A 6358-nucleotide genomic window follows, 5' to 3' on the forward strand; every position below is an offset into this window, starting at 1 on the left:
ATTACAAAAGGAGTGGAACAAATACCGTGCTTAAAATTGGTGGCATTGAAATGAAAAACCAGGTCGTACTTGCGCCGATGGCTGGCGTATGTAATCCGGCTTTTCGTTTGATCGCAAAAGAATTCGGAACAGGCCTCGTATGCGCGGAGATGGTAAGTGGTAAAGCCATCGTGCATGGCAACCAGCGCACACGTGAGATGCTTTTTGTAGATGAGCGTGAGAAACCGCTCAGCCTTCAGATTTTTGGGGGAGATCGTGATTCCCTCGTAGAAGCAGCCAAAATCGTGGACCAAGAAACCAATGCAGACATTATCGACATTAACATGGGATGCCCCGTGCCAAAAGTGACGAAATGTGATGCAGGCGCACGTTGGTTGCTTGATCCGAACAAAATCTACGAGATGGTATCCGCTGTAGTGGACGCAGTTGAGAAGCCGGTGACGGTCAAGATGCGTATTGGCTGGGATAATGAGCATATCTTCGCGGTTGAGAATGCGCTCGCGGTTGAACGTGCTGGTGGACAGGCGGTAAGTGTACACGGCCGCACGCGGGAGCAGCTCTACACAGGCACAGCGGACTGGTCACACATCAAGGATGTAAAAGAGGCTGTCTCTATTCCAGTGATCGGCAATGGTGATGTCCATACACCAGAGGATGCACGCCGTATGCTGGATGAAACGGGTTGTGACGGAGTTATGATTGGTCGTGCCGCCCTGGGTAATCCATGGATGCTGTATCGTACCATTCAATACTTAAGCACAGGTGAATTGCTTCCTGACCCGAATGGGGAAGAGAAGATCCGTGTTGCCATTCTGCATATGGATCGCCTGATCGCACTGAAGAACGAGACGGTTGCCGTACGCGAGATGCGTAAACATCTGGCTTGGTATTTGAAAGGCTTGAAAGGATCTGCTCGCATCAAGGACGTTATCATGGAAGGTACCAAGCGCGATGAGATGGTACAGATTCTGGAGAACTTTGTGAGTCAGCTGAAAAGCGAAGGTAATTTGGAGTCAGAACCGGTAATCACCGGAAATGCATCTTAATCATAAACCCATCTGTAAAACGTTTACAGCTGTAGGGGGCGTAACATTGACTTTTCGAGATCGTTCCCCTATAATTTCTCAGTATAAATTCGCCATGTGCGTTAATAAGGCTATAGCATCAGGAGGAATATTCTATTTCTCTGGAGAACTTCATATAGTTTTGAAGATGTATGCGGGCGGAGCTATGTAATAAGCACTGATTCCGTTGCCGTACAATCAAATTATTCCCACGACAGGAGAATCGGTTGAGATGAGCGACAAGGAAGTTATCCTTACACCAGAAGGACTCAAGAAGCTGGAAGAAGAATTGGAAACATTGAAATCAGTGAAGCGCCGCGAAGTGGCTGAACGGATTAAGGTAGCCATCGGGTATGGAGATATCAGTGAAAACTCTGAATACGAAGACGCGAAGAATGAGCAAGCTTTCATTGAAGGACGTGTAATCACGTTGGAGAAATTGCTTCGTAACGCGCGGATTATCAACAGCGATGAGATCGATACTGATGTTGTAAGCGTCGGGGCAACCGTTACTGTAGAAGATTTGGAATTCGGAGACATCACGGAATATACCATTGTAGGTACTGCGGAGTCGAATCCGCTTCAGAACAAAATCTCGAATGAGAGCCCTGTAGGCAGAGCCATTCTGGGCAAGAAAACAGGTACTGTTGTTGATGTAAGTGTGCCTGCTGGCGTAATTCAATATAAAATTGTAGACATTAAAAAGCTATAGCAACGAAGCAGTTGGGCACGGTAAACAAAAGCTTCCTTAGGGAAGCTTTTTCAACATTTGAGGAAGAGCGTCCTCTCGCGATGCCTGCAATGTAAATAAGGAGATGAATACAGATCATGACGGATGAAGTCTTGAATCAGGAAACCGAACTTAGCGAGCTTTTACAAATTCGCCGTGACAAATTGGACGAGCTCCGCAAATTGGGAATCGACCCTTTTGGCCAAAAATACGTACGTACCGAAGAAGCCGGCTCCATTCTGAAGAAGTATGAAGAACTGACCAAGGAAGAGCTGGAAGAGAAGCACATCGAAGTCAGTATTGCCGGACGGATTATGGCGAAGCGGGGAATGGGTAAAGCAAGCTTCGCACACATTCAGGACCTGAGCGGCAGAATCCAGATCTATGTTCGTCAGGATACCGTGCCTGAAGACAAGTATGCGGCATTCAGCCTGCTGGACCTTGGCGATATCGTTGGGGTATCTGGCGTGATCTTTAAGACCAAAACAGGTGAAACCTCTGTCAAAGTTAAAGATCTTGAAGTGCTGTCCAAATCGCTCTATCCGCTTCCGGATAAATTCCATGGTCTAACGGACGTAGAGCTGCGCTACCGTCAGCGTTATGTTGACCTGATCATGAGCCCGGACGTACAACAGACCTTTATCGCACGTTCCAAAATCATTCAATCGATGCGCCGTTATCTCGATTCTCTTGGATATCTGGAAGTGGAAACACCTACGTTGCATACCATCGCAGGAGGAGCCGCAGCACGACCATTCATCACGCATCATAATGCGCTAGATATGGAACTGTACATGCGGATTGCGATTGAACTTCACCTGAAACGTCTGATTGTAGGCGGACTGGAGAAGGTATACGAGATCGGTCGTGTATATCGGAACGAAGGTATGTCCACACGTCATAATCCGGAATTCACGATGATTGAATTGTATGAGGCATATGCCGACTACAAGGATATTATGCAATTGACGGAGAACCTGGTTGCTCATATTGCACAGGAAGTATTGGGTACGCAAGTGATCCAGTATGGAGATTATGAAGTAAATCTTACGCCGCAATGGCGTCGTGTTACGATGGTGGATGCAGTTAAGGAAGTTGTGGGCGTAGACTTCTCCGTACACATGACGGATGAGGAAGCACATAGCTTGGCGAAGGAACATAAAGTTCCGGTTGAAAAACATATGACATTTGGTCATATCTTGAACGCGTTCTTTGAAGAGTTTGTGGAAGAGACGTTGATTCAGCCGACTTTCATTACGGGACACCCGCTTGAGATTTCACCTCTGGCGAAGAAAAACGATGTAGATCCGCGTTTCACGGATCGCTTCGAGTTGTTCATCGTTGGACGCGAGCATGCGAATGCATTCACAGAGCTGAATGATCCAATCGATCAGCGTCAGCGCTTTGAAGCACAGATGCTGGAGAAAGAGCATGGGAACGACGAGGCTCATGAGATGGATGACGACTTCATCCGTGCACTAGAATATGGTATGCCACCGACAGGTGGACTGGGAATCGGAGTGGATCGCCTGATCATGCTGCTGACCAATTCTCCGTCGATTCGTGACGTACTGCTCTTCCCGCACATGCGCCCTCGTACGCAAGACTAAATAAGGAACGTAGGATACGTTCATAATAGAAGAGGAACCTGCCGTTCAGTATCATGCTGGGGCAAGTTCCTCTTTAGGTTTACATAGGCGGATGTATTGAGTTTAACCTGTTCGTATTTTGTTAAAAGAGGTGCCCTTCATGAAGTTCAGGCTTCACTTTGCCAAGTTCATATCCCCTCCATTAATCCTGGTCGGCGGTTTCCTGCTTATTATTGCGATTGGAACAGTGCTTCTCATGTTGCCGATCTCTAACCAAAGCGGTGAGCATTTGGCGTTTATTGATGCTCTCTTTACATCGACCTCTGCGGCATGTGTGACTGGATTGGTCGTTGTGGATGTAGGGACGACGTTTAATTTGTTTGGTCAGATCGTCATTATGGTGTTAATGCAGCTCGGTGGACTCGGCTTTATGACTATGGCTACTCTCTTTGCGCTAGTATTGGGCAAGCGAATCTCGCTCAAGGACAGGCTGTTGCTCAAAGAAGCCATTAATGCAGACAGTATGGAGGGGATTGTACGCATTATCCGCAAAGTGTTGATTTTCTCCTTTACCATTGAAGGGGTGGCTGCTGTCATATTGGCGCTACGCTGGGCAACGGAGATGCCGTTTGGTCAGGCTGTATACTATGGGATATTTCATTCCGTTTCCCTGTTTAATAATGGCGGATTTGATCTGTTCGGCAACAGCTTCCAATACTACACCGGAGACTGGATATTCAATGTGACCGCTTCTGTGCTCGTTGTCTCTGGTGGACTTGGGTTTGTTGTATTGAATGATCTGTTCGAATATCGTAAACGCCGTCGTCTATCCCTGCAGTCCAAACTGGTGCTGTCTGTATCGGGAGCGCTGATCGGTATAGGAGCGATTGTGTTGTTTGTTTTCGAATTCACCAATGGACATACGCTGGCCTCACTTACTTGGAGCGAGAAGATCTATGCATCCTTCTTCCAGTCTGTCTCTACACGTTCGTCCGGAACAAGTACAATCGATATTACTGAGATGAGGCAGGCTACCCAGTTCTTTTTCATCCTGTTGATGTTTATCGGGGCTTCACCGGGATCGACCGGGGGCGGAATCAAGACGACTACATTCCTGATCATGATCGGAGCAGTGTATGCCATGATTCGAGGGAATAAGGACATCGTCTTTTTCCGCCAACGTGTTCCGAAGGAGCTGCTTATGAGAGCATTGACTATTATTATGGTTTCTCTGATCATATTCATGATCGTGGTGATGCTGCTACTTACGACAGAGGATGCGCCATTCCTTTCACTGATGTTTGAAGCTGCATCGGCAATTGGCACCGTCGGACTTTCCGTAGGTGTTACTGATGAATTGACCAATTGGGGAAAAATCATTATTACCTGTACCATGTTTGTAGGTCGGATTGGGCCATTAACTATCGCGTATGCCCTACGTCCGCGCAAAGAGAAGAAACTGTATCGTCATCCGGAGGGCCGGATTATTATCGGATAAAAAGAAAAACCGTCAGACATTCAAAACTAACTCCTGTTATCGTAACGGGCATTAGTCACAACGAATGTACTACGGTTTTTTTTGTTTAGCGGCATAAGGAAGCAAGATGCAAAGTGAGGACATCGTCCATGAGCTTGCCATTCATCTGATCCGGTCTAAGCACGGTATGTATGCCTAAGCCATCCACCAGTGCATATAATCTCTCGATCTCCAGTTCTTTGTTCAGATCAGGTCTGGACAGATCGAGCTTAATCAGGTAGGTGATAACAGAACCTACAGCTTTTCTAAGTTCATCATACACGGTATTAGCAAGTTCTTTGAGTGTAGGATCGGTTTTCGATCTGGCTGTAAAAGCGTACCACACCTCCATTTCGGCCAGTTTTTCTTCCGTGTTTGGTAAGAATTCGAGCAATAGGCGTTTCATATTGTCCATGGGAGAACCGGTGAAGGACATTTGTTGGACTCGATGAGACACCCGTTCAGATACCAAATTCATGGCATATAGTAGTAGTTCCGATTGAGTAGAAAAGTAGTGACGCATCGAACCGACCGAAATTCCAGCTTCTTCAGCGATATTCCGAACAGAGGCTTGTTCCATGCCATCTCTACGTATAATACGCCAGGCTGCCTCGGCTACGAGCATACGCTGTTTATCGTGATCAACAATTTTAGGCATAGGCATATTATATCACTGTTGATTATTATAGTACACAAGTGCTAAATTATATTTAATACATTTGTATCATAAAAAGGAGGAGCTGATATGATTGGTTATTTCATTATAGGTTGTGAAATTGCCTTTTGGGTGTTTGTATTTGGGGGTCTGAGTGTCAGGTATCTTCTTGGCATGAAGCGGTTAGGTATCGGTTTGTTAATGGCGACGCCGGTTGTCGATCTGTTATTGCTGGTAGCTACAGTTATGGATCTACAGCGAGGAGCTACAGCAAGCATGATTCATGGTATAGCTGCGGTGTATATAGGAATAAGCATTGCTAATGGTCATCAGATGATCGCTTGGGCGGATCGATATTTCCTATATTGGTTCAAGGGCGGTGAGAATCCTCGCAGCAACAAGTTATATGGCAGAGAACATGCGAGTCGTGAGCGTAGTGGATGGTTTAGACATCTACTGGCTTGGGCTATAGGAAGTGCTTTTCTATTCGCCATGATATGGTGGATTGGTGATGCTGAACGTACAGCTGTTTTCTATAATCTGATTAAAGTGTGGGGAATGATACTCGGTATCGATTTTCTGATAAGCTTTAGCTATAGTTTATGGCCACGAAAAGTTCCAGTCAGGAATGTTAAACAATAAAAAGTTAGGTGGGCGTGCATACGAACTTGCTAAGTTGGGAGAATACCGTATGTACGTCCGTATTAGATCAAACCGATTGTTAATATAGTTTAAAAAAAGGACTTGCAATGTAAATCTGTACATGGTATATTCTAAGTCCGGCCAAGAAAACACGGTTCACAC

The 6358-nt window shown here is 46.0% G+C and carries 6 protein-coding genes; 5 read left to right on the top strand and 1 reads right to left on the bottom strand.

What is annotated here, in order from left to right:
- The first annotated feature begins 26 nt into the window (after positions 1-26).
- The 4 genes from dusB to FS628_RS29285 all read left to right on the top strand — a co-directional run bounded on the left by dusB (position 27) and on the right by FS628_RS29285 (position 4881).
- Positions 27-1046, top strand: coding sequence for a tRNA dihydrouridine synthase DusB (gene dusB, locus FS628_RS29270; RefSeq protein ID WP_145326548.1), 1020 nt, complete (start codon positions 27-29; stop codon positions 1044-1046).
- Between the two features lie 250 nt (positions 1047-1296).
- Positions 1297-1776, top strand: coding sequence for a transcription elongation factor GreA (gene greA / locus FS628_RS29275; protein ID WP_145326549.1), 480 nt, complete (start codon positions 1297-1299; stop codon positions 1774-1776).
- Between the two features lie 116 nt (positions 1777-1892).
- Entirely contained in the window at positions 1893-3404 is a 1512-nt protein-coding gene (gene lysS / locus FS628_RS29280; protein WP_145326550.1) for a lysine--tRNA ligase, read from the top strand.
- A 139-nt stretch (positions 3405-3543) separates the two neighbouring features.
- Complete coding sequence (locus FS628_RS29285) at positions 3544-4881, top strand: TrkH family potassium uptake protein (protein ID WP_145326551.1); 1338 nt, start codon at positions 3544-3546, stop codon at positions 4879-4881.
- An 85-nt stretch (positions 4882-4966) separates the two neighbouring features.
- On the opposite strand, the gene FS628_RS29290 is transcribed toward FS628_RS29285, so the two are convergent.
- On the bottom strand, positions 4967-5557 hold the full coding sequence (locus tag FS628_RS29290; protein ID WP_186328014.1) for a TetR/AcrR family transcriptional regulator: 591 nt from the start codon (positions 5555-5557) through the stop codon (positions 4967-4969).
- Between the two features lie 87 nt (positions 5558-5644).
- Here FS628_RS29290 and FS628_RS29295 point away from each other — a divergent pair, with 87 nt between their 5' ends.
- A complete protein-coding gene (locus FS628_RS29295; RefSeq protein ID WP_145326552.1) occupies positions 5645-6196 on the top strand; it encodes a hypothetical protein in 552 nt (183 codons plus the stop codon).
- Positions 6197-6358: the final 162 nt, after the last annotated feature.

This window comes from Paenibacillus xylanexedens (assembly GCF_007676705.1).
GTDB lineage: Bacteria > Bacillota > Bacilli > Paenibacillales > Paenibacillaceae > Paenibacillus > Paenibacillus xylanexedens_C.

Bases quoted from the DNA above. Each gene is read 5' to 3' on its own strand.
- FS628_RS29285 (WP_145326551.1), top strand. From the start codon at position 3,544: ATGAAGTTCAGGCTTCACTTTGCCAAGTTCATATCCCCTCCATTAATC.
- greA (WP_145326549.1), top strand. From the start codon at position 1,297: ATGAGCGACAAGGAAGTTATCCTTACACCAGAAGGACTCAAGAAGCTG.
- FS628_RS29290 (WP_186328014.1), bottom strand. From the start codon at position 5,557: ATGCCTAAAATTGTTGATCACGATAAACAGCGTATGCTCGTAGCCGAG.
- FS628_RS29295 (WP_145326552.1), top strand. From the start codon at position 5,645: ATGATTGGTTATTTCATTATAGGTTGTGAAATTGCCTTTTGGGTGTTT.
- lysS (WP_145326550.1), top strand. From the start codon at position 1,893: ATGACGGATGAAGTCTTGAATCAGGAAACCGAACTTAGCGAGCTTTTA.